This window comes from Thalassospira sp. MCCC 1A02898 (assembly GCF_001618185.1).
In the GTDB taxonomy this organism is placed as follows: domain Bacteria; phylum Pseudomonadota; class Alphaproteobacteria; order Rhodospirillales; family Thalassospiraceae; genus Thalassospira; species Thalassospira tepidiphila.
Map to the genome: position 1 here is coordinate 312,264 of NZ_LPXK01000009.1, position 25,617 is coordinate 337,880.

General features: G+C 56.4%; 19 protein-coding genes. 7 read left to right on the plus strand and 12 right to left on the minus strand.

The genetic code is table 11. The features are described from left to right. Positions 1-94: 94 nt before the first annotated feature. Positions 95-766, minus strand: coding sequence for a DUF5610 domain-containing protein (locus tag AUQ41_RS08130; protein ID WP_063087676.1), 672 nt, complete (start codon positions 764-766; stop codon positions 95-97). Between the two features lie 423 nt (positions 767-1,189). Between AUQ41_RS08130 and AUQ41_RS08135 the strand changes: the two genes are divergently transcribed. Then, entirely contained in the window at positions 1,190-4,192 is a 3,003-nt protein-coding gene (locus AUQ41_RS08135; protein ID WP_063087678.1) for a leucine--tRNA ligase, read from the plus strand. Between the two features lie 74 nt (positions 4,193-4,266). Here the strand turns inward: AUQ41_RS08135 and AUQ41_RS08140 are convergent, their stop codons facing one another. Continuing rightward, positions 4,267-5,082 (minus strand): ABC transporter substrate-binding protein, encoded by an 816-nt coding sequence (locus AUQ41_RS08140; RefSeq protein ID WP_063087680.1) that lies wholly within the window; start codon positions 5,080-5,082, stop codon positions 4,267-4,269. Between the two features lie 159 nt (positions 5,083-5,241). Here AUQ41_RS08140 and AUQ41_RS08145 point away from each other — a divergent pair, with 159 nt between their 5' ends. Then, complete coding sequence (locus AUQ41_RS08145; RefSeq protein ID WP_063087682.1) at positions 5,242-6,531, plus strand: nucleotide sugar dehydrogenase; 1,290 nt, start codon at positions 5,242-5,244, stop codon at positions 6,529-6,531. 10 nt (positions 6,532-6,541) lie between these two features. Here AUQ41_RS08145 and AUQ41_RS08150 read toward each other — a convergent pair whose 3' ends face one another. The 8 genes from AUQ41_RS08150 to AUQ41_RS08185 all read right to left on the minus strand — a co-directional run bounded on the left by AUQ41_RS08150 (position 6,542) and on the right by AUQ41_RS08185 (position 14,534). Continuing rightward, positions 6,542-6,910: an MmcQ/YjbR family DNA-binding protein gene (locus AUQ41_RS08150; RefSeq protein WP_063087684.1), complete on the minus strand. Its 369-nt coding sequence runs from the start codon at positions 6,908-6,910 to the stop codon at positions 6,542-6,544. 62 nt (positions 6,911-6,972) lie between these two features. Beyond that, positions 6,973-8,073 (minus strand): glycosyltransferase family 4 protein, encoded by a 1,101-nt coding sequence (locus AUQ41_RS08155; protein WP_063087686.1) that lies wholly within the window; start codon positions 8,071-8,073, stop codon positions 6,973-6,975. Continuing rightward, positions 8,070-8,822, minus strand: coding sequence for a glycosyltransferase family 2 protein (locus tag AUQ41_RS08160; protein WP_063087688.1), 753 nt, complete (start codon positions 8,820-8,822; stop codon positions 8,070-8,072). The genes AUQ41_RS08155 and AUQ41_RS08160 overlap by 4 nt, the downstream gene beginning before the upstream one ends. Beyond that, positions 8,822-10,333, minus strand: coding sequence for a hypothetical protein (locus AUQ41_RS08165; RefSeq protein WP_063087690.1), 1,512 nt, complete (start codon positions 10,331-10,333; stop codon positions 8,822-8,824). Before AUQ41_RS08165 ends, AUQ41_RS08160 begins: the two co-directional genes overlap by 1 nt. Then, complete coding sequence (locus AUQ41_RS08170; RefSeq protein ID WP_063087692.1) at positions 10,318-11,061, minus strand: hypothetical protein; 744 nt, start codon at positions 11,059-11,061, stop codon at positions 10,318-10,320. The genes AUQ41_RS08165 and AUQ41_RS08170 overlap by 16 nt, the downstream gene beginning before the upstream one ends. Next, the gene (locus AUQ41_RS08175) at positions 11,058-12,119 is read right to left on the minus strand and encodes a hypothetical protein (RefSeq protein WP_157092639.1); all 1,062 of its coding nucleotides are present in this window, start codon (positions 12,117-12,119) and stop codon (positions 11,058-11,060) included. Before AUQ41_RS08175 ends, AUQ41_RS08170 begins: the two co-directional genes overlap by 4 nt. An 85-nt stretch (positions 12,120-12,204) precedes the next feature. After that, positions 12,205-13,413 carry a glycosyltransferase family 4 protein gene (locus AUQ41_RS08180; RefSeq protein WP_063087696.1) on the minus strand — a complete coding sequence of 403 codons (1,209 nt, stop codon included), beginning with the start codon at positions 13,411-13,413 and terminating at the stop codon, positions 12,205-12,207. Next, positions 13,410-14,534 (minus strand): glycosyltransferase family 4 protein, encoded by a 1,125-nt coding sequence (locus AUQ41_RS08185; RefSeq protein ID WP_143588733.1) that lies wholly within the window; start codon positions 14,532-14,534, stop codon positions 13,410-13,412. The genes AUQ41_RS08180 and AUQ41_RS08185 overlap by 4 nt, the downstream gene beginning before the upstream one ends. A gap of 177 nt (positions 14,535-14,711) precedes the next feature. Here AUQ41_RS08185 and AUQ41_RS08190 point away from each other — a divergent pair, with 177 nt between their 5' ends. Beyond that, positions 14,712-16,175, plus strand: coding sequence for a WecB/TagA/CpsF family glycosyltransferase (locus AUQ41_RS08190; protein WP_063087700.1), 1,464 nt, complete (start codon positions 14,712-14,714; stop codon positions 16,173-16,175). Beyond that, entirely contained in the window at positions 16,172-18,292 is a 2,121-nt protein-coding gene (locus AUQ41_RS08195; RefSeq protein WP_063087702.1) for a hypothetical protein, read from the plus strand. Before AUQ41_RS08190 ends, AUQ41_RS08195 begins: the two co-directional genes overlap by 4 nt. Positions 18,293-18,553: 261 nt before the next feature. On the opposite strand, the gene AUQ41_RS08200 is transcribed toward AUQ41_RS08195, so the two are convergent. After that, positions 18,554-19,876 carry an O-antigen ligase gene (locus AUQ41_RS08200; protein ID WP_063087704.1) on the minus strand — a complete coding sequence of 441 codons (1,323 nt, stop codon included), beginning with the start codon at positions 19,874-19,876 and terminating at the stop codon, positions 18,554-18,556. An 89-nt stretch (positions 19,877-19,965) separates the two neighbouring features. Between AUQ41_RS08200 and AUQ41_RS08205 the strand changes: the two genes are divergently transcribed. After that, a complete protein-coding gene (locus AUQ41_RS08205) occupies positions 19,966-21,051 on the plus strand; it encodes a hypothetical protein (RefSeq protein ID WP_063087706.1) in 1,086 nt (361 codons plus the stop codon). Further along, positions 21,044-22,390: a prenyltransferase/squalene oxidase repeat-containing protein gene (locus tag AUQ41_RS08210; protein ID WP_063087708.1), complete on the plus strand. Its 1,347-nt coding sequence runs from the start codon at positions 21,044-21,046 to the stop codon at positions 22,388-22,390. The genes AUQ41_RS08205 and AUQ41_RS08210 overlap by 8 nt, the downstream gene beginning before the upstream one ends. A gap of 9 nt (positions 22,391-22,399) precedes the next feature. Here the strand turns inward: AUQ41_RS08210 and AUQ41_RS21315 are convergent, their stop codons facing one another. Further along, the gene (locus AUQ41_RS21315) at positions 22,400-22,843 is read right to left on the minus strand and encodes a hypothetical protein (protein WP_063087710.1); all 444 of its coding nucleotides are present in this window, start codon (positions 22,841-22,843) and stop codon (positions 22,400-22,402) included. 264 nt (positions 22,844-23,107) lie between these two features. Between AUQ41_RS21315 and hrpB the strand changes: the two genes are divergently transcribed. Continuing rightward, the gene (gene hrpB, locus AUQ41_RS08220; RefSeq protein ID WP_063087712.1) at positions 23,108-25,615 is read left to right on the plus strand and encodes an ATP-dependent helicase HrpB; all 2,508 of its coding nucleotides are present in this window, start codon (positions 23,108-23,110) and stop codon (positions 25,613-25,615) included. Positions 25,616-25,617: the final 2 nt, after the last annotated feature.

The window sequence follows — 25,617 nt, forward strand, 5'->3', positions numbered from 1 at the left end:
TGTGCTTTGCCAAGTGCACAACTAATTTTCAAATGAAAAAAAACCGGCCCCAAGGGAGCCGGTTTTAATTTGCGCGAACGAGATGTTTGGAGGGTTAGCCGTTGGTGCCGTAACGCGGCGCGTTGCGCTGGGCATTGCTGCCTGCTTCGGCGTAGGCTTGGCTGGCCTGTGCGGTCTGGGTGACCTGCGATTGCAGGACCTGTTCATCGCGTTCCGGCGTTGCGGCCTCGGCGGCTTCTTCTGACGCGCTGCTGTTAAACAGCTCGGTCAGGCGCTGCTCGATGCTTTGCAGGCCTTCATTGAGGCGTTCTTCGGTCTCGTTGATATTGCCGTTGATTTCGTCATTCAGCGCGCCCAATCCGTCAAGGATGGCGCGGGCATCTTCAAGACCGGCCTGAATGCCTTCACTGGCTTGATCAAAGATCTCGCGTGCTTCGGCCTCGGAGCTTGCGTTCGATGCAATCAGATCGCCAACGCGGGCCAGAATGCGGTCAGCAACACCTTCTGGCGTGTAATCGTCGGGATTGACACCCTGGATCGACAGGCCGGTGGATTGCAGGCTTTCATTGATTGCGGCAACGATATTGTCCGCCGACAGGCGGGTGGCCGATTCAGAAGAAAGCGACACAGACGTCGCAGCGGCGAAGCCGGATGCGCCATTGTTGCCGGTTTTTTCAGAATCGCCTTGGCCCGGCAAATAGGATTGTGCCGAGCGGCTTGATGCCCCGGATTGCTGGGATGACAGACCACCAATGGTGATATCCATAATCGTCCTCCCTGGACGGACTGCGTTAAGCGCGGTGCTGACAATCAGCACATTTCCAAGTATTTCGGCGCGACAGTTTCGCGCGCGAACAAGGACTTGGCAAATTTCACCTTTTAATATGGCATGGATGGCCGGGAAAATCCAGTGTTGTTGTATCAGGGCTGATGTGCAAGTTCGGGTTGATGGTGGGCACGGGCGTATGCATTCCGCCCGGTTGGTGCGGGCGGTTGGCGGCGGGTGGCGAATGTTTGGCAAAATCGTCGGGTTTTCGCCAGAAATCTCGTTATCTGATGTTGCACGTCGATCAAAGCGCGCTTATGAACACAGCTTAAGAATATTTTGGAACCCGATCCGGAGGAGGCGCGCCATTTGGGCGGCGCCGGACGTCAGGGTCGGAGTTGGACAGGCAGGAGTTGATTAAGCGTGGCGAACTATCAGGAAAGTGCGCGGGAATTTGAAAAGCGCTGGCAGGAGTATTGGCGGGAAAACGATACCTATCGCACGCCAAATCCCGGCGATGCCGATTTCGACGCAAGCAAGAAGAAAAGCGTCATCCTGGACATGTTCCCCTATCCAAGCGGGGTTGGCCTGCATATCGGCCATCCACTGGGCTATATCGCGACGGATGTAAAGGCACGGTTCGAGCGCATGCGTGGTAAAAATGTTCTGCATTCCATGGGCTTTGACGCCTTTGGCCTGCCGGCAGAGCAATTTGCCATCCAGACCGGCCAGCATCCGCGCATCACCACCGAAGCCAATATCGAAAACATGCTGCGTCAGTTGCAAGTCATTGGCCTTGGCCATGATCCGCATCGCCGTTTCGCCACGACCGATGTTGATTATTACAAATGGACGCAGTGGATCTTCCTGCAGCTGTTTAACAGCTTCTATGACCCGACCGTTGAATGGAAAGGCCCGCAGGGGCAGGCCATTACCGGCCGTGCGCGCCCGATTGCCGAGCTGCGCCCGCTTTTGGAAAGTGGTGAGTGGTTGCTTGACGAAGATGGCGTGCCGCAGCCGAAATCGGTGATTGGTGAGGGCACCAAAGCCGAAGGCAAAGAGATTGATCGTGCGATTGATCGCGGGCGTCTGGCCTATGTCGATGAAGTGCCGGTCAACTGGTGCCCGATGCTGGGCACGGTTCTGTCGAACGAGGAAGTCACCAACGAAGGCAAGTCCGAACGTGGTGATTACCCGGTTTACAAACGCCCGCTGAAACAGTGGATGTTGCGCATTACCGACTATGCCGATCGTCTTGTCGCCGACCTTGAAGGGCTTGATTGGCCAAATGGCGTGGTCGAGATGCAGAAGGGCTGGATTGGCCGTTCTGTTGGTGCGCGGGTGAACTTCCCGGTCAAAACCGTCGACGGTGCAGACGAAAAAATCGCGGTTTACACCACCCGTCCCGACACGATCTTTGGTGCGACCTATATGGTTCTCGCACCTGAGCATCCGCTGGTTGATAAACTTTGCGCCGCCGATAAAAAGGCCGATGTCGCGGCATACCGCGCACAGGCGTCCGAGCTTAAGGCTGTTTCGGCCAAGGATGATGCCGAGCGTGAAAAGACCGGCGTGTTTATTGGCGCGCATGCGACCAACCCGGTGACGGGTGAAGAAATCCCGGTCTGGATTGCCGACTATGTCCTGATGGGCTATGGCACCGGGGCGATCATGGCGGTTCCGGCTGGCGATCAGCGCGACTTTGAGTTTGCCCATAAATTCGGCCTGCCGATCAAGGCGACGACCAAGCCGTCCGACGCGTGGCTTAAGGACAACGCACCGGTAGATGCGGCGGATGCTGATGCGGCAACGCTTCTGGCGCGCTACGAGGCAGAACCGGGCGCATTCAAGGTCGCCCAGACCGAAGTTGGCGAGACGATCAATTCCGCCAATGACGAGGTTTCAATCAACGGTCTTTCGACCCCGGATGCCAAGGCCAAAATCATCGAATGGATGGAAGCCAAGGGCATTGGACGCGGTCGCGTGCAGTATAAGCTGCGCGACTGGCTGTTCTCGCGCCAGCGGTATTGGGGGGAGCCGTTCCCGGTTCTGTTCGACACCGAAACCGATCAGGTTCACGGCATTGCCGAGGCGGCCTTGCCAGTCGTTCTGCCGGAAATGACCGATTTCAAACCGAAATCAAACGAAGACCCGAATTCAGAGCCGGAGCCGCCGTTGGCACGGGCCAAGGACTGGATGGAAGTCACCGGGATCGTCCTTTCTGATGGTTCGGTTCTGCCGGTTGATGCGGCTGTTGGTTCGAAACACACCCATGACGGTGCGGAATACGAAGTGCGCGCGTTCAAACGCGATGCCAACTCCATGCCGAACTGGGCGGGGTCTTGCTGGTATTATCTGCGCTATTTCGATGCCAAGAATGATGCGAAATTTGCATCCGATGATGCCGCGGCCTATTGGGCAAACAGCACGGACAAGGACGGTAACGCCCTTCCGGGTGCGGTTGATCTTTATGTTGGCGGCGCGGAGCACGCGGTGCTGCATTTGCTGTACTCGCGTTTCTGGCACAAGGTTCTGTTTGACCTTGGCTATGTCAGCACACCCGAGCCGTTCCAGAAGCTGTTTAACCAGGGCATGATTACGGCCGATGCCTATACCGATGCGCGTGGTGTTTATGTCGACATCCATGATGTTGAAATGCGCGATGTCGATGGCAAGAAGGTGCCGTTCAACGCCAAAACCGACGAGCAGCTGATTACCGTGCCGGGCAAGATGGGCAAGCGTTACAAAAACGGTATCCCGCCTGAGGAAATCTGCGATCAGTACACCATCGATACGTTCAGAACGTACGAGATGTATATGGGGCCGCTTGACAGCTCCAAGCCTTGGCAGTCTGATGCGATTGTCGGCATGATGCGCTTCCTGTCCAACGTCTGGAAAGTCACGACCCAGATGGAGCGGACCGATAGCGTGGATGGCAAGATCGAAACGCTTCTGCACAAGACGATTGCCAAGGTGACCGGCGATATTGCTGATCTTCGCCTGAACACGGCGATTGCGGCATTGATCGAGCTCACCAACGCGTTGACCAAGCAAAATGCGGTGCATGATGATCACGCCAAGGCGCTCGCCCTTATGGTCGCCCCGTTTGCCCCGCATCTGGGTGAGGAGCTTATGAGCCGGATGGCAGCCGATGAATTCGGTGCCAAGAAATCGGTGATCAAGTTCGACTGGCCGGAGTTTGATGCCGAAAAGGCCAAGGATGATGAATTCGAAGTGCCGGTTCAGGTCAATGGCAAGAAGCGTGGTTCGGTGATGGTGGCGGCAGATGCGGATCAGGCCACGGTCGAAGCACTTGCCAAGGCCGATGAAAACGTTGCCCGCCATCTGGACGGCAAGGACATCGTTAAGGTGATCTACGTCGCCAAGCCGACGCCGAAACTGGTCAATATCGTGGTTAAGGGCTAGTCCCAGACCGCGAGGATGGATTTTACGAGAAGGGCATGTTGCTTCGGCAGCGTGCCCTTTTCTATTGGCGCGCATTAGCGGTCTGCAAAGATGGCCTTGGGGTCGCAATCGCTGATGATTGCGGAGGCCGGCAAATCGCGTTCAATGATCTCTTGATCTGGCAGGAGGCTTGCGCGGCCAAACAGTTTTGCCAGGCTCCCGTCGCACAGCATTTCATAGATCGCCTTGTTAAAGGCTTTGCGGTTTTCAATCCCGGCAAGATCGGCCTTGAACAGGATCAGGACATTTTCGCTGGTGACCGGATCCTCGCTGACAGAGATCGTGTCTTCAAGGCCAAGCAGCTTTAGGACATGGTTGCCCGAAAAACGTTCGATGATGGCGGCATCGAGGCGATTACTGGCAATCATGCGCAACAAAAACGCATCGTCTGGCACGCGCTCAAGGTTGAGTTCTTCGCGATCGAGAATGTAGTCAGGGTAATGATAAGCGGCCAGCCCCACGCGCGCGCCATCAAGGTCTTCGAGCTTGGTGACATTGCCATGACCAAATTGATCTGTGCTGTAAAAGATCAGATTTTCGCGGCGATAAAACGGGACAGAGGCCAGCGAGACCGGAATTTCAGAAAGCGACGGATAAGCCCCCAGCGCATCATATTTACCGCTTATGAAGTCCTGTACCGCACGCCGTACCGGCAGAATGTCAATGATGACGTCTGTCTCCGACCGTCTTGCTATTTCCGCATACATGTCGATAAAAACGCCGTGATCCTTGCTTTCCGCCATCAACGGAATATAGGGAAAAACCACCCGGATTGGTGACGTTGAGGGTCTCGCCAGTGCATGACTGGTGATCAACAGCAGACAGCCAAAGGCGAGGAAGACAAAGCGCATCAAAATAAGGTCGCGTGTTGCAGAGCATGAGAGGAAACTAGATCACGTTCCGGGAGACGGCACAAGGGCGCTCTCTTTCAGGGCTAAGCGCTTAGCAATTGACGGGGCATGGTCGGCTGGCTACAAATCGGCGACCAGATTATTTGCAAGGTTTTACCAATGAGCCACGGGCGCAAGATTTCAGTTATCGGGTTGGGTTATGTCGGTTTGCCGGTGGCTGTGGCATTTGGCACATCATGTGGTCGCACTGTTGCCTTTGATATCAATCAGGCGCGCATCGCCCAGCTTAAAGCGGGACACGACGCGACGGGCGAAGTCGATGACCATGAACTTGCCGCAGCCGATCTTTTGTTGACCGCTGATGCCCAAGATCTTGCCGAGGCTGATTTTCATGTTGTGACGGTGCCGACGCCGATCGATAGCTCGAACCGTCCGGATCTGTCGCCGTTGCGCTCTGCTTCAAAAACCGTTGGAGCCATCCTTAAAAAGGGCGACATTGTTGTTTATGAAAGCACAGTTTATCCGGGGGCGACTGAAGAAGTATGCGTGCCGATTTTGGAAGAGCTGTCGGGCCTGAAAGCAGGCAGTGATTTCACAGTCGGTTATTCACCCGAACGCATCAACCCGGGTGATCGCGAACATCGCTTTACCACCATTACCAAGGTTGTTTCGGGTCAGGACCAAGTGACCCTTGATATTGTTGCTAATGTCTACGGCAGTGTGGTGACCGCTGGCATTCACAAGGCCCCAACCATCAAGGCGGCCGAGGCGGCGAAAGTTATTGAAAACACCCAGCGTGATTTGAACATCGCGCTGATGAACGAGCTTTCACTGATCTTTGACCGCGCTGGTATTGATACCCGTGACGTGCTTGAAGCAGCCGGGACCAAATGGAACTTCCTGAAGTTCACCCCGGGCCTTGTCGGCGGTCATTGCATCGGTGTTGATCCCTATTACCTGACCCATAAATCCGAAGAGCTTGGCTATTACCCGCAAGTGGTCCTGGCTGGCCGCCGGGTCAATGATGGTATGGGCGATGTGGTAGCCAACAAGGTCATCCGGGCATTGCTACGTGAAGGGGCGACCAAGAACCCGACTGTTACCGTACTTGGCCTGACGTTTAAGGAAGACGTCCCTGATATTCGCAATACGCGTGTGATCGATATCGTTCGGTCGCTCGAAGAGGCTGGTGTCACTGTGCAGGTCCATGACTTGCACGCCGATGCGGGCGAAGTGGCACACGAATTTGATGGTTTGAAGCTTTGCTCGGACAATTGCTTGGAACCCGCCGATGCGGTCGTTCTGGCCGTGTCGCACAAGGAATATGTTGCCAAGGGCTGGCCGCTTGTCAGCAGCTTGCTTAAAGATGGCAAGGGCTTTGTTGCCGATGTACGTGCGGTTTTGCCGCGTGATGCTGTGCCGACCGGCATTGATCTTTGGCGTCTTTAAACTTGCGCTCCTATTCGTCCTGATAAAGATCAAGCTCGCGCTGCAGCTTTTTCGTCAAACCCTTGGCGACAATGCGGTGCGAGCTTTTTAAATGGTCCTTCAGGTCATCGTCGCTCAAGCCCGGCGTATCATAATGCTGGATCCACTTCATGCCGCGCGATGCCAGATAGGGGGCAGGGCGCAGGCCGGGCATATCTTTCAAGACTTCATAGCCGATCTCGGATGTCTTGAATGTGACACCCAATGTCTCTTTTGTGGCCCAGCCGCCAATCGCGAAAACCTTGCCACCGACCTTCCAGACATCCGCGTCCCCCCACTGAACAACGTGGGTTGTCTGTGGCAGGGATTTGCAAAAGGCGTTGAATTGGTCCCGATCCATTCTGACCATCCTGTTCATGTATTTTCTGTCGGTTTTGATGGTACGCAATCACCCACGGCACGTCAGTGATTTTCGATAATGCTGTGAACCCGTTGGCGCAGTTTTTCGGCAAACCTGTCTTGGTGGAAGTTCTGTCGGCACATCTGATAGGCGGCATCGCGCATTGCAGCAGTTTTCTCCGGCGCACCGATTGCTGCGCTGATCGCATTTACCAATTGTTCAGGGTCTTGTGGCGGGCACAGTCGCCCGGTTTCGCCGTCCCGGACAAACTCGGGCAGGGTTGCGATGTTACTTGTGATCACCGGCACATTGGCTGCCATCGCTTCGAGCACGACAAGCGGTTGGGCTTCGTTGGGGTAGTGGCTGGGAAAGATGAAGAGATCAGAGTTTTCAAAGGCATCCTGCCGTTCAGTATCGGAAACTGGTCCGAGATATGTCGCTGCCGCATGCATGTGATATTTTTCAAGTAATGTGGCGAGCTCGGCTTTACTGATGTCGCCTTCGGCCCCGGCAATCGTCAAATGGAAAGCGATACCTTGCGCGCGCAGGATCTCACAGGCAGCAAGCAGGGTTTCGATGCCTTTGGCCTGAAACAGATTGGACAGCCATAAAAGCCGGATCGGATCATGGGGCACCCATTGTTTGGTGGCTGGGCCGACGAAGGCATCATCATTCAGGCAGTTGGCGATGATGGCAGACTTGCAATCAAGGCCTTCGATTTCTGTGCGCAAACTCTCGCCGAGCAGGATGACGGTTTGCCCTTTGAAAACCGTCTTCTGAAGCAATTCAGACCACTTTGATCTTTGCATTTCGGGAAGACCGCGACCGTGCAGGTGCAGGATTGTGGGCACTCGCAGGAGCTTGGCCAAAAGCACATAAATGCAGTCGCGATAATAGGCGAAGCCATTTGGTGCAAAGCAGATATAAAGCGCCTTGGCGCTTGGCAATGCCCAGATCAGACGCAGCAACAAGCAAACCGCCAACCCGACCTTGCGCAGCGAAAATCGATTTACCGCGGACAATCTCCGGGCAAAGCGCATTTCAATGACATGCAAATCAAAGTCTTTTGCCAAAGCCGTAATGGCGAACTGGTTCATTTTGGCTGCCCCGTGCATGGGCGGTGGCAACTGAACCATGGCGATGATTTTTGGGCGGTTAGTCATCGAACGTCCCTTGCCGAAAACAATTGCAACTCGCGGAGTTTGGCAGCCGCCAGCCAGATCGACCAAGACAGGTCAGGGCGGTAACGCGCAAGAACGGAAGCATGCGTTTTCTGATAGAGTGCGTTTGGTATCCTTGCGAAATGGCGGGTGCCGGGATCAAGGGTACGTTCGATCAGGGGCATGCTTAGCCGACTGATGCGGGCCTTGGCTACACAGCAGGCGCGCAGATAGAAATCCAGATCAATGCAACAGGGCAAATCCGTCGCATAACCACCCGCCTGGGCCCAGACAGAGCGGTGCATGGCAAGTGACGAATGGTGCAGTGGGTTGCTGAAATAAAGCCGTGCGGGTGAAAAATGTTGTAAGGCCGCCAAAGTCGGTCGCCACGGATCGGACATGGCGCGCGCGAAGACAAGTTGATTGTGGTTATTGGAAAGCACTTCAACTTGTCGATCCAGCCGACTGGCCAAGGAAATGTCATCGATATCCTGAATGGCAATCAGATCGGTCGGGCTGTTTTCAATGGCGAGATTAAGTGCTGCCCCTCGTCCAATTTTGCCGGGATAAAGGACGATCAGTCTCGGTTCCTTGTGCCAGTCTGATGGCGTTGCCAAGGGCGCGGTTGAACCGTCATCGACAATAACCGCATGATCGCGGGGACCGAGTATCTGTCGCAGATTGCTAAAATAGCGATCGAGATGGGCGTCGCCATCGTGCACGGTCGTGATGATCGTGATCGGATCACGCATCAGAATCTCCCCCACGAGATGGTCAGAGTGGCGTTATACCCTTGCGCTGTCTTCGCACTGATCCTTGTTGCCGGACCAGCAGCGCTGAATGTTGCTTGTGGGATTATCTGAAGCGGGGCATTTGCCGTCAGCTTTATTCCGAGTTCGCGACAGATGATGGTGTCTTCCGCGATCTGAGTCAGGCCGATGTTGCCATCAATCAGAATTCGGAAGAGTTCGACTTCGTTAGCTGCGCAGTCGGGAATCAGATCAGAGATAATAACACGCGCGTTTTGAAATTCGATTGTTCGAAGACCAACAATACCGGCAAGCTCGAAGCTTATATCAAGCTTGTTGTCAGATATCTGGCGGGTTTGAAGAAAGCGGGAGAATTCTGTCTCGCCAATCGCGGGAAGCGGCTGTGAGGCGTGATCATAAAGGCTGGGGGCATCCTGTTCGCCGCCAGTTGGTGGAAGGAAGATGCGGGCGGATTTTCCTTGGCCCGAAACAATGACGGGGGCGCCGGAGACATCAAAATTCTGTCTGCCACAAAGCGTCATTTGCGCGTGATAGTAGGAGGATGAAAACTGCGCGATGGTGTTTCGGGCGATAGTTGCCGAAGCAGGTGAACGGATCTGTTTTGGCGCGGGCAGTTGTGAGGCCTTCAGCAGCCAATAACCTGCAAAGGCAAGGTAATCATCGTGGCGGTTATAGCTGTACCACCCGGGTGTTTGTGGGGTCTCGGGGCCGGGTTTTTCGGGCAAGGGGGCAGGGGCGAGAAGGTTGAGTGGCAGTTGTCCTGCCTTAAGAAGTGCATCTTCCAACCGATGCAGGATTGCCTCTGCCTCGTTGTGGTAGCTCTCTTTTAGCAACACATAAAGCCCGCAGGCCGCGCCAAAACTCTGCCCCGCACCACGTCCGAGCAGATTGACAAAGCCATGCGTGCTGGCAAGTTGGGTCAGCATTTCTGCTGCCCGGTTGGCAATCCGTCGATGGCGTTTATGGGGACTGTCAGACAGAAGAGCTGCGCAAAAGGCATGGTATTGCGCGGAAAAGCAGTCTGGTCGATCCATGAAAACTGGTGCGCGCCAATAGCGAAACAAGATGAACGCGAAATGGGCGAGGTTGAGGAATTTTGCTGTTAGTCCTGCATTTCGTTTCTGCCGATTGATCAGGCCAAGTATTTGCCAGTTGGCGACATCGGGACATTGCGGTTTGGCGCCCCGAAGGATGTCGGTGATGGCTTCCGATGACAGGCCCGGCGTATCCAGCAACGCATATTCGATGAATTCGCGGTGCCAGGTTTTATCGCGCGTCTCTGATCGGAGGGCATCAAGGGCGCGCTCGATATTTGAACCAAAGCGAACAGGATCAAGGCGGCGCCAGAGGTCGACGGCAAAGGCCTTGGCGTAAAAATCCGGCTGTTCAAAATGCCCAGTCGTCAGTTGACGTGTTGCAAGATCGTCTGCAATCCGCTTGGCCAGATTGAGGCAGCGTAAGCGAAGCGCGTCATGGGTTACTGAAAGTGACATGTGACCTCCATCGACAAGGACTGGCCTGCTTTGAGGCAGTTCAGGGGCACAGCCTGAATTTCCGGGCAGTGACGGCCCATGCGTTCGCGCAAACGCCAGAGCAGCTTTTTGAAAACCGGCATGCGCCAGAGCAAAGCTGAAAACCAACCCGGTGCCGATAGTGTGAAAAATCGGTTTGCCCAGCGCAACCAGACTTGATCAACCGGATCACTTGGCAGCATGCGGGCATGAATGATCCAGTGATCGTCGCGGTCGCGCAGATACATGTAGGGATCAAACCAGCCCGCCCCATCGGCGTGATCCAGTGTCACGGAAATGATTGCGCCGTCCTTACCGATCAGTGCGGCCTCATTGGTCGGATAAAGACGGTATTTGTCGCTGTTGGTGTGGTGAACTGTTTTGTCTGCGATGCGCCCGTGTTTGATGGCGGTTTTGTCAAAAACCAGCCGGATGACGGCATCTTGCAGCGGGATATCGTCCAGTGCCTGAATGCAGAGCTTAAGCCCGATTGTGTTTGGGGTGGGCTTGCGGGTTTCGTACGCGATATGTATTCGACCACCAGAAAGGTGCCAGATGTCGCCGACCTGTTTGACGTTTCGTGGTTGGTCGGTGAGTGTCACAAAGGAATGCTGGTCCGAACATTCCAGTCCCCAAGGGCCAAAGGTGATGTCACCATACTGGCCTTTGATCAGCTTATTGTTGGTGATGGTGGTGGTCAGTTTCGTCATGCCATGACCTGCCGTCTTGTTGCGACTTTTTGGCAGGCCAGCAGGATCAGAACCAGACAGGCCAAGCGGACTTCGATCAGCATCATGATGTTGGGTGCGAGGTCGCTGGTCGGTATGGCCAATGCTGTGAAGATCATCAGCGCAAGGCATCCCCAACCCAGCCATTTTACCGCTGATATTTCCTGCAAGATCAGGCTCTGTCGGGCGATGAATGCCATCAATACCGGCCAGGCTGCACCGATTTGAAGGATCGTGATCAGATCATCAGACGGGCTGGCAAAGAATAGATTTGCCAACCTATCGGGCAGGAACAACAGCAGGCCCGAGATCAATACCATCGGTGCCAAAAGCCAGATGTCACGCATTTGCCCGACCTCGTTTCTGGCAAACAGGGTTGAGGTAACGGCCGCAATCAGGCCGGCGCAAAACAGGAAAACGCGTTGGGCCAGAAACAGCGGATCGCTGTCTGTGCCCAACAGGACAAAGTCGAGGTTTGGCACGAACCCGGCGAGCAGGGTGAAGCCGATGAGACCTAATGCGCCGGACTTGCGGGCAGGCGCGGCGTTGGTGGAATGACTTGGCGATTGTTCAAATGCAAATGCTGTTGCAAGCGCAACGCTTGCCAGAGAAACCGCAGGTGAAATGAGGTAAAGTGCTAAATCTGAATGGCTGAGTGACGCCCAAACCGCCAACATTATCCCGCATGCTTGACCAATAACCGCAATCATGCCAAGCCGTGAAAACCGGGTTTTGGCCGCAATCATCCAGTCGGGCGAAAGGGCGGCGGCGATCGGGATCAGGATAAGTGGCCAATATTGCGCAAGCGAGACGCTGGTTGTCGTGAAAATCAGGATCGAGGCGAACCCTGCAATCAGGAACCTTGTGGCGACAACATGCATAGCCTGTCCGAAGGCCGCATTTTGTGCCAGTCGCACCAGAAGCGGACCACTGCCAGCCTGCGTTGCCGTAACCGCAAGACCGACCATGGCGAGCAACTGGAAATAGGTACCAAGATCAGCCTCTGAATAGGCGTGACCGATCAGAACAAGAATTGCCATGCCGCCCAGCCGCGCAATCATATTGGCCCCGATCATCCACAATGGATATAGCCGAGAACCCGCTGATTTTAGGAGGGCTGACCATCTAACCATGGCGCGACAGGATGGTTTCATATGCATGATCAACCCGCGTGCCATAGGTGTCGCGGAGGTCGCTGGCGATTTGATCTCGCGCCTTTTGGGCGATGGTTCGGCGCATCTCGGCCTGTGTGATCAGTGCCGTCGCGGCCGTTACAAGCGCATCCTGATCCCTCGGCGGGATGATCAGGCCACTTTGATGATTGATGACCGGACTTCCGGCATCGAACGTGGTGATGACGGCACAACCGGCTGCCATGGCCTCCATGGTGGCAAGGCTGCTGCCTTCTGTCAGACTGGGAAAGACAAAGATATCAGCCGACAACATGTGATCAGCAACCTTATCGTGCGGCAGGGGGCCAAACCACGTCACCCCGTCGGGCAGGTTTGAAAGCAGGCCCCTGGCACAGGGCTGCGCCGTCCCGATCAGGGTAAGCTCGACCCTTAAACGGAACTGGCGGCGGATGGTTTTCCAAGCCGCCAGAAGATGGGCGGTGCCCTTGGCGAGCGACAGGTTGCCGACATAAAGAAGCCGAATGACCGTATCGTCGCGCGCGAAACGTTCCCGATCCAACAACGCCTGACAATGCGGCGATGTAAACGGGACCATATATATCTTGTCAGGCGCAATACCGGTTCTTTGCAGACCTTCCGCGACCGTATCGGAGGGCGCAAATACCGCATCGGCAAATCGGGCTTCTGCCGTGCGCCGACCGGCAAGGAAGGCCGATATCTCGCGGTGGGCGCGGCCGTGGGATGCATATTCGTCGACAAGCTGAACATGGCGGGTTTCAGTCAGTTGGCCGGTGACATCGGAAATCGTGATCATATTGCGTGCCTTGGCGCGACGCATCGCAGGCAGGCTGTAATTGCCCTGCCCATGCAGGATGTCGGCGTTTGGCATTTGAAAGGCGGCCACTAGCGAAAGCGGAATGTCTGAATACAGATTGCGTGCTGGTAACCTGAGCTTTTGGGCCGTTTTGCCAAGCAGATCAGGCAGAAGATGACGCCCCGGTATATCGCAAAGTGCAGTGCCGACATGGCGTGATGGCGGGCGGATAAGACCCGTACCGTCATGGCGCCAAAAACTGTCCCAACGCACCAGCCGATCCTGTTCGGCGAGGTGTTTGGCAAGAATTTTGGCCTGATCGACACGGCTGATCATCCAGACGGATGGCCCGGATTTCAAGGTGCGATTGCGGTTTGGCGTGATCATCCCCACCGCCGCATGTCTGGGTTATGATTAACCGCCTGATGAACTGCCTGCCACATGGTGTCGCTGTGATGGGCGGGGGTGTTATTGGCAATTGCCCTTGCTTGATGCAAACGCGTGTCCTCGAGAAGTTGCGGCGCATCAAGAAGGCGTTTGCAGGCCGTGATCCAACCTTGCGGATTATCGATCGGCAGGATTTCGGGACCGCGCAAAACATCTGGTGCGCAGCCGGTGAATGGGCTTGCAAGCGCCACCGTGCCACAGGCAATCGCATCAATTACACCAACGCCATAGGCATCATTTCGGCTGGGGAATAGGGCGATCTTGCTGTTGGTCAGAATGGGCGGCAGTTGATCGGGGGGAAGTTGCCCGAACACATCCACCCGGTCACCAAGGTCGGAAGATTGCGTAAGCCTTGTGGTGCTTTTAATGTCGGTACTGCCAACGATGGCGATACGGTTTGCAATGTCTGTCTTGGACAGTTCTGATGCGATCCGCATGAAGATGTCAAAGCCCTTTGAAACCGTCGTCCGACCGCACCAGACGATGTCGTATTGTCGTTCCGCCAAGTTTTGGTTGGCGGAAATATCGGGTAAGGGAAATGACGGTGGGATTGGCGCAATACAAATATGATCTGGCGATGCGCCAAGGCCCTCAAACCACGCTGCCCCGCGTGAACTTGCGGCGACAAAGCCATCGGCACGGGCAATCATGACCCGGCGTAATCTACGCCGAAGCGGATTGTTATAGGTGGCATCGGAGCCTGCCCAGCCATCGAATTGCAGCACGGTCGGAATGCGGTGTTTAAGCGCCCAATTTTGCGCCTGCCATTGCGCGATGCCAAAACCGCTCAAAATCAACGCATCACTTGGTTTACGGCAAACAGCCCGTGTGACGCCAAACGGAAGTGATAGGGTTCGGTTTTCACCAAGGGGAATTTGAACGCCCGGCAAGGTGATATGGTCAAATGCGGGTGTTGTGATTGACCAGTTGCGTTGTGGTTCGCGATGTTGGGTACATAGGACACGCAAACCCCCGCCTGCGGCCATCGCGCGATGATGAAGCGCGTTATAGGCATCAGATCGGTAGGGTGGCACAAGGTTGGTCAGCAAAGTCACCCTCACCGCGGCGATCACCTTGAGATGCTAATATTGCCTGTAACTCAATCATAAGTTACCATTCAATTCAACCAATTAGCCGTGACTTAAATCGTTGACGGCGGCGAAAGACGGACGCCAACAGCAGGAACTTTGTGTTTCTGTCGTTTTTTAAGTGTCCGGCCGGGGTGACAGGGGTGGCAGATGCGTGACGAACTCAAAGGGCACAAAGCTGCCTTCTTCGGGTTGCCGCTCGATACGAGACGACGCCGTCTCGTCTGTGCTGATATCGCCTTGATGCTTCGCAAAGGTACGGCGACTGCCAACCAAGCCTGTTTTCGTCACCATTGCCTGAATGCAACCAAACTGCCCGCAGCCTTGCGCGATGATCGTTTGTTTGCAGCACTTTCGCGCGCAGATTGCCTGTCTGCGGATGGCATGGGGATTGTGTGGGCAGCCCGCCTGTTGGGGATCAAGGTTGCCGAGCGTGTCACGGGCATTGATCTGATGACTGATCTTCTGGCGCAGTTCGCACAGGATGGTACGCGGGTTTTTCTGTTGGGGGCGCGTCAGGATGTTCTGGATCAGTTGCAGGGGATATTGCCTGCACGTTTTCCTGGTTTGATCATCGCAGGCACGCATCACGGTTATGAGCCCGATGATGAAAAGCTGGCCGATTGTGTTGCACAGGCCAAACCAGATGCCGTTTTTGTCGCCCTGCCATCGCCGCGCAAGGAGCTGTTCGTTGAACTGTACGCGGCCAAGACCGGATGCGGTTTTGCCATGGGTGTTGGCGGGGCGTTTGATGTTCTGGCCGGGAATGTCCGACGCGCCCCGGTTATCTGGCAGCGGTGCGGGTTGGAGTTCCTTTGGCGCATCTTCTGTCAGCCACGCTACATGATCCCGCGCTATGGGCGCGGGCTTTGGACATTTGCCCGCCTTGTCGTGCCGAGGATTGTGCGTTTTCAACTCCGGCACCTTTGGCGTGCCTTGCGGAAAGCGGCAACCATTTCGGTCATCTTTATGATGCTGACAACCGCCGCCGATTTACAGGCGCAGCCGACAACCACAGCAGCATTTGATCTGGAAAACCGGCAGGCGGCGATCAGCTGGATTGAAGCGGAAATCGCAAAGGTCGAAGCCACCGAAGACGTCACCCAGCTGATTGATGCACTTGTCGGAGCTGTGCTGTCAGAGGATGGCACCAACCAACTATCTGACATCGATTGGCAGGTGGCAGAGGCAAGCCTTAAAGTATTGCTTGGTCTGTTTGATGTGGTTCTGGGCGGTGGTAGTAGCCGTTTTTTGCTGGAGACTGTGCTGGGTGGGGTGGTTCTGCGTCTGCTTGATCTTCATCCCGACCCCGGGCACCTTTCAGCCATCGTCCGGGATAATTCTTCGGATTTGGCGGAGCGCTTGTTTGAACGCAATGCCAATCAAGCACTGATATTCGCAGGCGAACAGCAATCATTTTCTGCAAGTATCGAGCCCGAAGTAGCACCGCGTGTTGTCGGATCAAGGCGGCCACCTGAAACCGAACGGGCGCGGCGTTATTCGCTTCTTTTTGTTGGCGGTCCGCGAAACCCCGTCGTCGATAGCTATTGGGGAGTTGAGGATTATCAGGAACCTGTCGGAATTCCAGAGCTTGAGGATGCAAGCCCGAGATGACAGAGCATCCCAACCATCCCGTCGCGATTACCAGCGTCCCGCAAGAACGGTTTGATCCGTCCCTGCGCGATTTGTTGAGTATTCTTTGGCAACGGCGCGGGATTGTTGCACTGACCTTTGTTGTGGTTCTGATCGCGCTTCTGAGCGGGATCGCCAATTGGCAGGGGGATTATCGGTCCGTCACCGAAATCGGGTTTTCTTCAAATGTGGAAATCGCGGAACGCCAGATGCCAGCGGCATTCAACAGTGACAGGCGCACTGTAACCGCCCAGGAAATCGAGACGGCAATTGCCGAGATCAAAGGGCAGGAAACGCTTTCCACCGCACTTTCGGTTTTGCGCGGAGAGGGTGTCTCGCTGACGGATACGCCGATATCCAGTGACCTCGAAACTGACGGGATCTCTCATCTTCGCAATGCTTTGGAAACCACCCGGGTTGGCAATGCGGCGGTCATTGAAGTGGCCTTTACCGCAAGCCATCCGGAAACAGCGCAAAAGGCGTTGATGGCCGTTGTTGAAAGTTATCTTTGGCAGCGCGAAGACCGGCAAAAAGCAGCCATTCGAAGGCAACTTGCCGAGGCGGAGGCACAATTTCAATCTGCGCAAACTGAATTGGATGGTCTGGAAGGGAATCTGGCCAGCTTGCAAAACAGCGCCGGTATTCTGGACCCGGATGAGAATGCGCGGATGCTTGATCGCATCTATGCACTTGATGAGCAGGCTGAAAAACTGGGGCAGGAGGTTGTCAGCCTCAGGCTTGCGCGCCAAAGCCGCAATGAGGCGGCAAACCTTGATGATTTGCTGGCGATTGACGATGTGGCAAGCCATCCGATGGTGCGCCAAATCTCGGCCCAGTTCGAGACGACAAAACAGGAATTCGTCAGGCTTGATCAGCGTTACGGCCCGAAGCATCCGACCATGCAGGGCAAGAAGCAAGAACTGGATGATCTGCATAACCAACTGACGGCAGTTGCCAGCAACATCGCCGGTCAAATGGATATTGCCCTTGCCGGGGCGGAAGAAAAGCTGCGTCTGATTACTGCCCAGCGGGATCGCTGGCAGGATCGGATGGCGCTGCGCAATACAAGCGTTCAGGGACAGGCCGCCCTGGTGCGGTCTGTCGCCATGGCACGCGCCAATGTTCAGGAGCTGGGCCAGCAGGTGCAAGCCTTGCGCCGTGAAATGGCAGCGTTTCAGGGGGATGCTTCGATCCTGCGTGCGCCAACTTTGCCAGCGGCAACCGAATTTCCGGCCAAGCGCGATCTTGCCATATTGGCGATCATGATGGCGCTGTTTGCCGCTGTGGTTGCCGCATTGCTGCGTCACTATTTCGATCAGAGCATTGATGACGATTTTGATCCTCAGACGGCGTTGGGCATCCCGTTATTTGCCCGTATTCCGGAACGGTCGATGGCGACCAAGGCCGCCACCACCTCAGCCCATGACGAGGCCGCAGGCCATCTGGCAGTTCTGATGCGGATCATGGTGCAGGGCAGGGACGTCGCAAATCAACATCACAGGGACGGGCAGGTGGTTGCAATTGGCTCAGCACTCTCGGGCGATGGCAAAAGTCACATCGTTCATGCGCTGGCTGAAAAGCTGACCGGCCTGGGGGCATCAGTGATGGTTCTCGATGCGGATTTGCATGACCCGGCACCGCCAAACCGGGCGCGGTATGACGGTGAACTGACTGCCGATCTGACAGATGTGATGTCGGGGATTGTGGATCTGGATGCCGCCCTTGCCGGGGCAGAAAACGGCGAGGGGTATCGATATCTTGGTGCGCGCATGCCGGTGCCGGGAAATATCGCAACAGGCATGATTGACGGGCAATTACCCGATTTGATCAAGCACCTGCGCACCCGGTTTGATCATGTGATAGTTGATACGCCGCCGATCCTGTCCGTCGCGGATGGTGTGATTGCGCTGGGACTGGCCGATGTCAGGCTGTTTGCCCTGCGCTGCGGCCACAGCAAGCGCCGTGATATCACCCAAGCCCTGTCGCAATTGCGTGCAGCCAATATTGTGCCGGAGGGCATTGTCTTGAACGGTGCCAAGCCGCGTGCTGCCTATGGCAAGGCAGAGGCGGACATGGCGACCGAGGGGGCGACGGCATGAAGGCAGCCTTGATGGTAATCGCCCTGCTGTTGCTTGGCTCTGGCGGCATGGTCCTGGTTTCGGAGGGCAGGGCGCTATCGCAGCTTGAAAACAAACGTGCCGCCTTTGCCAACGGAGACGGCTTTGGTGCAGAGCATGATGCGATGGTGGTCGATGGCTCGGAACTTGACGAACAGCTTAAACAGCGGCTGGTCGAAAGGCCGTTTGATCCGGTTTTGCAGGGGCTGAAGGCGGGAACAGTGGCCGACGATGATTTGGTGCTTAGCGCAAAGCTTTTCGATCAGGCACAGGCGATTGCCCCGCGTGATCCCCGCGTGCAGGTGCTGCGCGATGGGCTGCAGCTGCGGCTTCAAAGCTTGCCATTCCCAGCATTACCATCGGCAGAATAAGGGCAGGCATGACCATGACCCAATCGCCCATGCTGCCGAGCATCGCCATGACAAACAGTGCGATCAAAAGCGCACGCGTGTCGGGTTGCTGGCAGGTGGCAAGAACCGTTTTGATCGCGAGTGTAAGTGCTGCCAGCAGGATCAGCATGACTGGAACCCCAAACACGATTGCGCCATCAAGCCACAGGTTATGGGTGCTAAACCAGTGGGCATTGGCGTTCAGGTCCGGGGTGGCGAAATGAGCAATGACCAGTCCAACGCTGTCGGCACCCCATCCAGTCAATGGTCGTTCTGCAATCGCATGCAGGGCGGTGATCCACAAATCATCTCGCTGGATCAGGTCGTTGCGGGCAAGGTCGGTAAAGCGCGTGAAAAGTTCCGGCGATGCAAGGATTGCGATGGTGATGGTCGCGATGATCCCAAGCGCGATCACAATCAGCCGCTTAATGCTTTGCCCGTTTGCGCGCGGGGTCAGAATGATAAACAGTGCTCCGCCAACCAGCGCCATGACAAAGGCCAGCCGCGAATGGCTGTGGACAAGGGCCGCTGCAAACAACACAGCAATCGCCAGCCAGCCACCTGCCTGATCAAGGCGCTTGGAAGTGCTCGGCGCCCGGCTTTGATCATACAAAAACAGGCAGGCCAGAATACCAAACGCCATCAGGTTTCCGAACGCTGTGCGATTGGCGAAGCTGCCGGTCCAGTCGCTCAGATGGGCCTGTTTGGCAAACCAGAATGTCGTCTGCCATCCCATCAAATCGGCACCTGCGCCCAGCGCCACTTGAACGGCGCAGGTGATCACGATGGTACGGGCGATGGTGATGTTCAGATGGTTGTTGAGGCGTCCCACCAGCGCGGTCAGGCTCGCAGCACCGCCCAGCCAGATCAGATAGGTCGCCATATTCAGCCAACCATGCGGGGCGAGTGCAACGTGCGGCGCATTGAACGGATAAGCTTGAACTGGCCAGATCGGCAGACTTTGCAGGATCGCCCAACCAATCAGTGCAGCGATCCCGATCCAAAGAAAAAGCAAGTGCTTGCCGATTTGCGCGGGACCGGGGCGCAGGCAAATCGCAAGCATGCCGATACCGGTCAGGATCGCCAGAAGGGCAAGCGCCCATGGCCGCAATCCGCCGAGCAACAACGGGGCCAGAATGATCTGCGCCATCAGACAGGTTTGCGCCAGCCAGAGCATCAAGGTCAGCCAATCTGCTTTGAAATCAAGAGCTTCAGCCTAGCCGAATTTTCGTACCCTGTCGCGCTGCTTGCGCAGGGGGCTCGGCGATGAAAGCTATTGGGGCCGGGGTTGTGCAATACGCTGGGCAGGGGCCGGGAACCGCCAGCCAAGCAGTATCACTGCCAATCTGGTTGGTACTTGCGGGCAATCTTTTGATGGGCGTCTCGCTCTGGCTGATTGTAGCGGGCGGGATGGCGGCTAAGCTTATTCTGCTTGGTTTCTGGATTGCGATACTGTGCGCTTACGCTCGACCGGTTCGCATTACGTCAGATTTGCTTGCTGGCAGTTTGGTTCTTGCCGGGCTGATTGGTGTCATTGCGACTGGCAATGGGGCAAGCCTCGAAAAACTCCGTCTGATCGGCAACCTTTTGATGCTGCCGGTCGGGCTGTTGGTCGGGCTTGTGATTGGCCGGGACAGCCTTCGGGTGATGATACCGGTTCTGGTGGTTTATCTGCTGCTGTCTAGTTCGTTTCAGATGACGCATGAGGGATTGCGTCTTAATCAGCCGTTCTTGTTTCTGGGCCTTTTTGCGCTCTGTTCAGTTGCTCGCTGGCGGGGAAGTGGCCTGCTTGCGCTGGGATCGACCTTGGCGGTGTTGCTCAGCCAAACACGGATTGCGGTGTTGGCGATGTTGGTCAATCTGATAGGGATGATCCGGTTTTCGCGGGCGATGACCTGGATTGTTGGCATCATCGCCTTGGCCTTGGCTGGCTGGTTTGCAATGTCCCATTTACCGCGCCTGTTTCTGACCCATGGCAGTGGCCGCTTGGCGTTCTGGCAGGATTTCTGGGGGATGTGGCAAGGTGGTTCCGTCGGCCAACGATGGCTTGGTTTCGGGGCCGGTTCGGTGGAGGAAATCCTGTCTGGCTATCAATCCTTTGCATCCTTTGGTGCCCTGCATAACGATCATTTCCGCATGCTGTTCGAAACCGGAATCACCGGGGCGATGCTTTGGACGACGGGATGGATTGTGATGCTGTGGACCGTTCGCCATGCGCGTCTTGCCGTCTGCATCCTGCTTTCGGCGATGCTGACGATGATGACGGATAATACGCTGAATTACGGGCATTATCTGGTCTGTTGCGGGATCGCGGCGGGGATTGCTTCGCGTGCGGGGTGTGCGCATGAATAGGGATCGTCTGATCGATATCCGGGATCGTGTGATGGACCGCATGGTCGCGGATGGCTTTGCCGGGGCCGATCCGTTTGACGGGCTTGAGAGTGCTTTATTCCGCGCAAGCGGCCTTGGCCGGTTCCGACTGGCGCGGTTGGTCTGGTTACAGGCAATCAAGCGTGACCCGGAAGGCTTGCGCAAGGTTGTTCGCATTCCCAATATGGTCAATCCGAAGACACTAGCCCTGCTGGGTGGGGCCGCGCAGGGTGTGGTCCTTTGTGATGTTCGGGGACGCCTGCTTGAAATGCAAAACCCGGATGGCGGGTGGGGATATCCTTTTGAATGGCAGGCGCGGGCGTTTTACGCCAAACGTCATCAAAGCAATGTGATTGTGACAAGCTTTGTCGTTGATGCGTTACTTCAAAGCGGGATGCAAAAGGATCACCCGGCGTTGGTTCATGCGGCCGGGTTTGTTGAAGACAAGCTCTGGCGGGAAGGCTATTTCGCCTATTTCGATCATGTTGTCGTTGAAATCCATAATGCCAGCCTTTGGGCGGCCTTTGCACTGCATCGGGTGATCGGACTGAATGACAAAACCGCACTGGCGGTGGAGCGCGTTATCAATGCGCAACAGTCTGATGGCAGTTGGGCCTATGGCACGCGGTCCCATCACCAGTTCGTGGACGGGTTTCACACGGGCTATGTTCTTGATCTTCTCGACAGCTTGCGGGCGTCGGGGATGGACGGGCTGGACAAAGCCATTGAATGTGGGTGGCAATTCTATCGCGCAGCGTGCTTCGATAAAAAGGACCTGCCGCGCAGCTTTGCCGGGCGGGATGGCTACCTTGATGCCCATGCAGTGGCACAGGCGATGGCAAGTCTTTGCCGGTTTGGGGACCGCGACGGGGCGATCCGGGTATCTGAATGGGCAGCAGAAAATCTTTTTGATCCGAGCCGTGATCTGTTCTTTGCCGGGATAAAGAAAGGCGGCCGGCCAGATCGGCGCAATTACATGCGCTGGACGCAGGCATGGATGGTCTGGGCACTGTCAATCGTGATAGAAAACACCAAGCCGAACCCGTCGAGCCCGCAAGATCAAACCATGTCGAATTTTGACCCGACCACGCCACTCAGTTTTACCCATCCCGATCCGAACCGGGCGGAGAAGGAGGCGGCCTTGCGTGCCTTGCCCGAACCTGTGTTTCGCGGGCTTTATGATATCACACGCGCGGCAGCATCGCGGGCCAAGGCTGAGGGCGCGATGGAAACGCTTTATGGCCTGACGCGCGGGATGAAGACCCTGCAGCGCATCGGGGCGGAGCAGGGCGTCATCCTTGGCATCAGGCGCGGTGGCTAAACTCGGCGGTTAGCGTTGGCGCAGCTCGTCAGCGGTCAGTTGGCCATCGCCGTTTTCGTCAAGATAGTTGAACATCCGGTTATGGACGGCCTGGAATTCTTCAAGCGCCAATTGGCCATCGCCGTTGGTGTCCATCATGACGATCATCATTTCCGGGCCATGCATTTTGCCCATCATGCCACCCATCATCATGCCGCCATTCATCATGGCACCGTTCATCATAGTGCCATTCATCATACCGGGGCCCATCGCACCGTTATTGCACGGCATCGTGTTGCAGGGACCGTAACCTTGTCCGTTGCCCGGGCCATATCCCTGACCCATCATACCCGGACCCTGCATCATGCCTTGGCCGTTAGGGTTCATCATTTGCGGGCCTTGTTGGGCCTGGGCGACGCCAAGCGCACCAGCAAGCATCAGTCCGATTGCGGTAATTGCGAGATATCTTTTCATCACAAGTCTCCTGTTCCAAAGGGATGAGACCATTATGTGCAGATGACCCGTCGCATTTTTGCAGGTCGAAGGCGGGAAACTGCCCAAAACAATAAAATCATTCTATCATCATCAGGGGTGTGCGCATTGAGGCCGATCAATCGGCATCCGCGGCCAGATTAAATTCTGGCGTGATTTTCATTGCCCCGGCCAACCCCGCAGGGATATTGCTAGGCGATGCCCGCTAACAGGTATCTGCCGTGCCAAGCTGAGTATTGATAACATATGAGTTCCCGATTTCCCGCCCTGCCGATTGATGCCGTCCTGCCGGATGTGATTTCCGTGCTGGAAAACGGCACCAATGCGGTTTTGCAGGCGCCACCGGGTGCTGGCAAGACGACCAAGGTGCCGCTGGCCTTGCTTGATTGCGCGTGGCGTGGGGATCAGAAGATCATCATGTTGGAGCCCCGGCGTCTGGCGGCGCGTGCCAGTGCGCGGCGCATGGCGCAGTTACTCGGCGAGGCGGTTGGCGGGCGTGTGGGTTATCGCGTCCGGTTTGACAGCAAGATTTCCAAGGACACCAAGATCGAGGTCGTGACCGAGGGTATTCTGGTTCGCATGATTCAGGATGACCCCGAACTTTCCGGCGTTGCTGCCGTCCTGTTTGATGAATTTCACGAACGATCATTGGATGCCGATCTGGGCTTGGCCCTTGCCCTTGAAACGCAGGGGGCGCTTCGTGATGACCTCCGCCTTGTGGTCATGTCGGCCACCCTTGATGGCGAACCGATTGCGCGCCTGATGGGCGATTGCCCGGTGATCACATCCGAAGGCCGGGCCTATCCGGTTGAAACCAAGTACGTTGCCCCCAAGCCCGATAAATGGGGCAATGTCCGCATTGATGTGGAAATGACCGGCGCGATCAAAACGGCGCTTCGTGAGGAAAGCGGATCGATCCTGGCCTTCCTGCCGGGGCAGGGCGAAATCACCCGGGTTGAAAGTGCACTCAAGGATTCAGTGGGAAGTGATGTCGTCATCGCCCCGCTTTATGGCGCGATGGATGCCAAGGCGCAGGACATCGCGATCCAGCCCGCCCCGGACGGCAAGCGCAAGGTGGTTCTGGCCACGGCGATTGCCGAAACGTCGCTGACCATTGATGGCATCCGGGTGGTGATTGATAGCGGTCTGCAACGCCTGCCAAGGTTTGATCCGGCATCGGGCATGACGCGGCTGGTGACGGTGAAATCATCGCAAGCCAGTGCCGAGCAACGTCGCGGCCGCGCCGGACGACTGGAACCGGGCGTGTGTTATCGCCTGTGGCCGGAAAACGAACATCGTGCCCGTGCGCCCTTTACCGCGCCGGAGATTGCCGAGGCCGATCTGGCACCGCTGACGCTGGAGCTGGCGCGCTGGGGTGTTACCGATCCCGAAATGCTGCCGTGGCTCGATGTGCCCGATCGCGCCAAGATCGATCAGGCACGCGATGTCTTGCGCGGCCTTGAAGCACTTGATGGCGAAAACCGCATTACGCCGATGGGCACGGCCATGGCCGGATTGCCGGTCCATCCGCGGTTGGCGCACATGATGTTGCGCGGCGCGCAGCTTGGCCTTGATGATGTCGCCTGTGCGCTGGCAGCGTTGTTGTCTGATCGTGATTTCATGCGCGGGCGCGGGGCGGATTTGCGCATTCGTGTGGAGGCGATCATCAAGAACCGGGCGCCCAAAATGATATCGGAGGCCGCCAAACAACTGGCCCGCCGTTTGCGCGATGCTGTCAAGCAGGGCGGGTTGGCAAAACCCGATACCGCGCGCGTCGATCGGGCCGATGAGGTTGGCTTGCTTTTGGCCTTTGCCTATCCCGACCGGATCGGGGAGCGGCGCAAGGGGGCGGACGCGCGCTATCGCCTGTCGGGCGGGCGCGGTGGCGTTTTGCCCAATGAAGATAGCTTGGCGTCGGAGCCCTATATCGCGGTGGCCGAGCTGGACGGGCAGGCGCGCGAGGCCAAGATTTACCTTGCAGCCCCGGTGGCGCGTGTCACCCTTGAAACCCATTTTGCCGATCAGATATCCGAGGGCACGGAAGTCTTCTGGGACGCGCAAAGCGATGCGGTTGCCGCCCGCTGGCAACGCCGGATTGGCGCACTGGTATTGGATGAAAAAGCCACCCATGACGAAGCCGATCCCGACGCGATTACAGCGGCCATGATCGAGGGCATCCGCAAGCTCGGCCTGCATTGCCTGCCATGGGACAAGGCATCGGAGGGCTTGCGCGAAAGGCTGGCGTTTCTTCATCGGGTGGAGGGCGATGCCTGGCCCGATGTTTCTGACGACGGGCTTTTGGCATCGCTTGAGGACTGGTTGGCACCCTATCTTGGTGGCATTACCAAACGAGGCCAGCTTAAACAGATCAATCTTTCAGAGGCATTACTTGCCGGGATTGACTGGAACCAGCGACAGGAAATGGATCGCTTGGCCCCGACCCATTGGCAGGTGCCGACGGGCTCAAACATCCGCATTGATTATGGCGGCGAGACACCCGCCTTGCCGGTGCGCATGCAGGAAATGTTTGGTGCGACCGAAACGCCAAAGGTGGCGAATGGCAAGGTCGCGGTGACCTTGCATCTGCTATCCCCCGCACAACGGCCCATTCAGGTGACAAGTGACCTGATCGGGTTCTGGAACGGATCCTATGCGCAGGTAAAGGCTGAGATGAAGGGGCGCTATCCCAAACATTACTGGCCCGACGACCCGCAAGTCGCCGAACCAACCCGTCGGGTTAAAAGCCGGATGTAGAT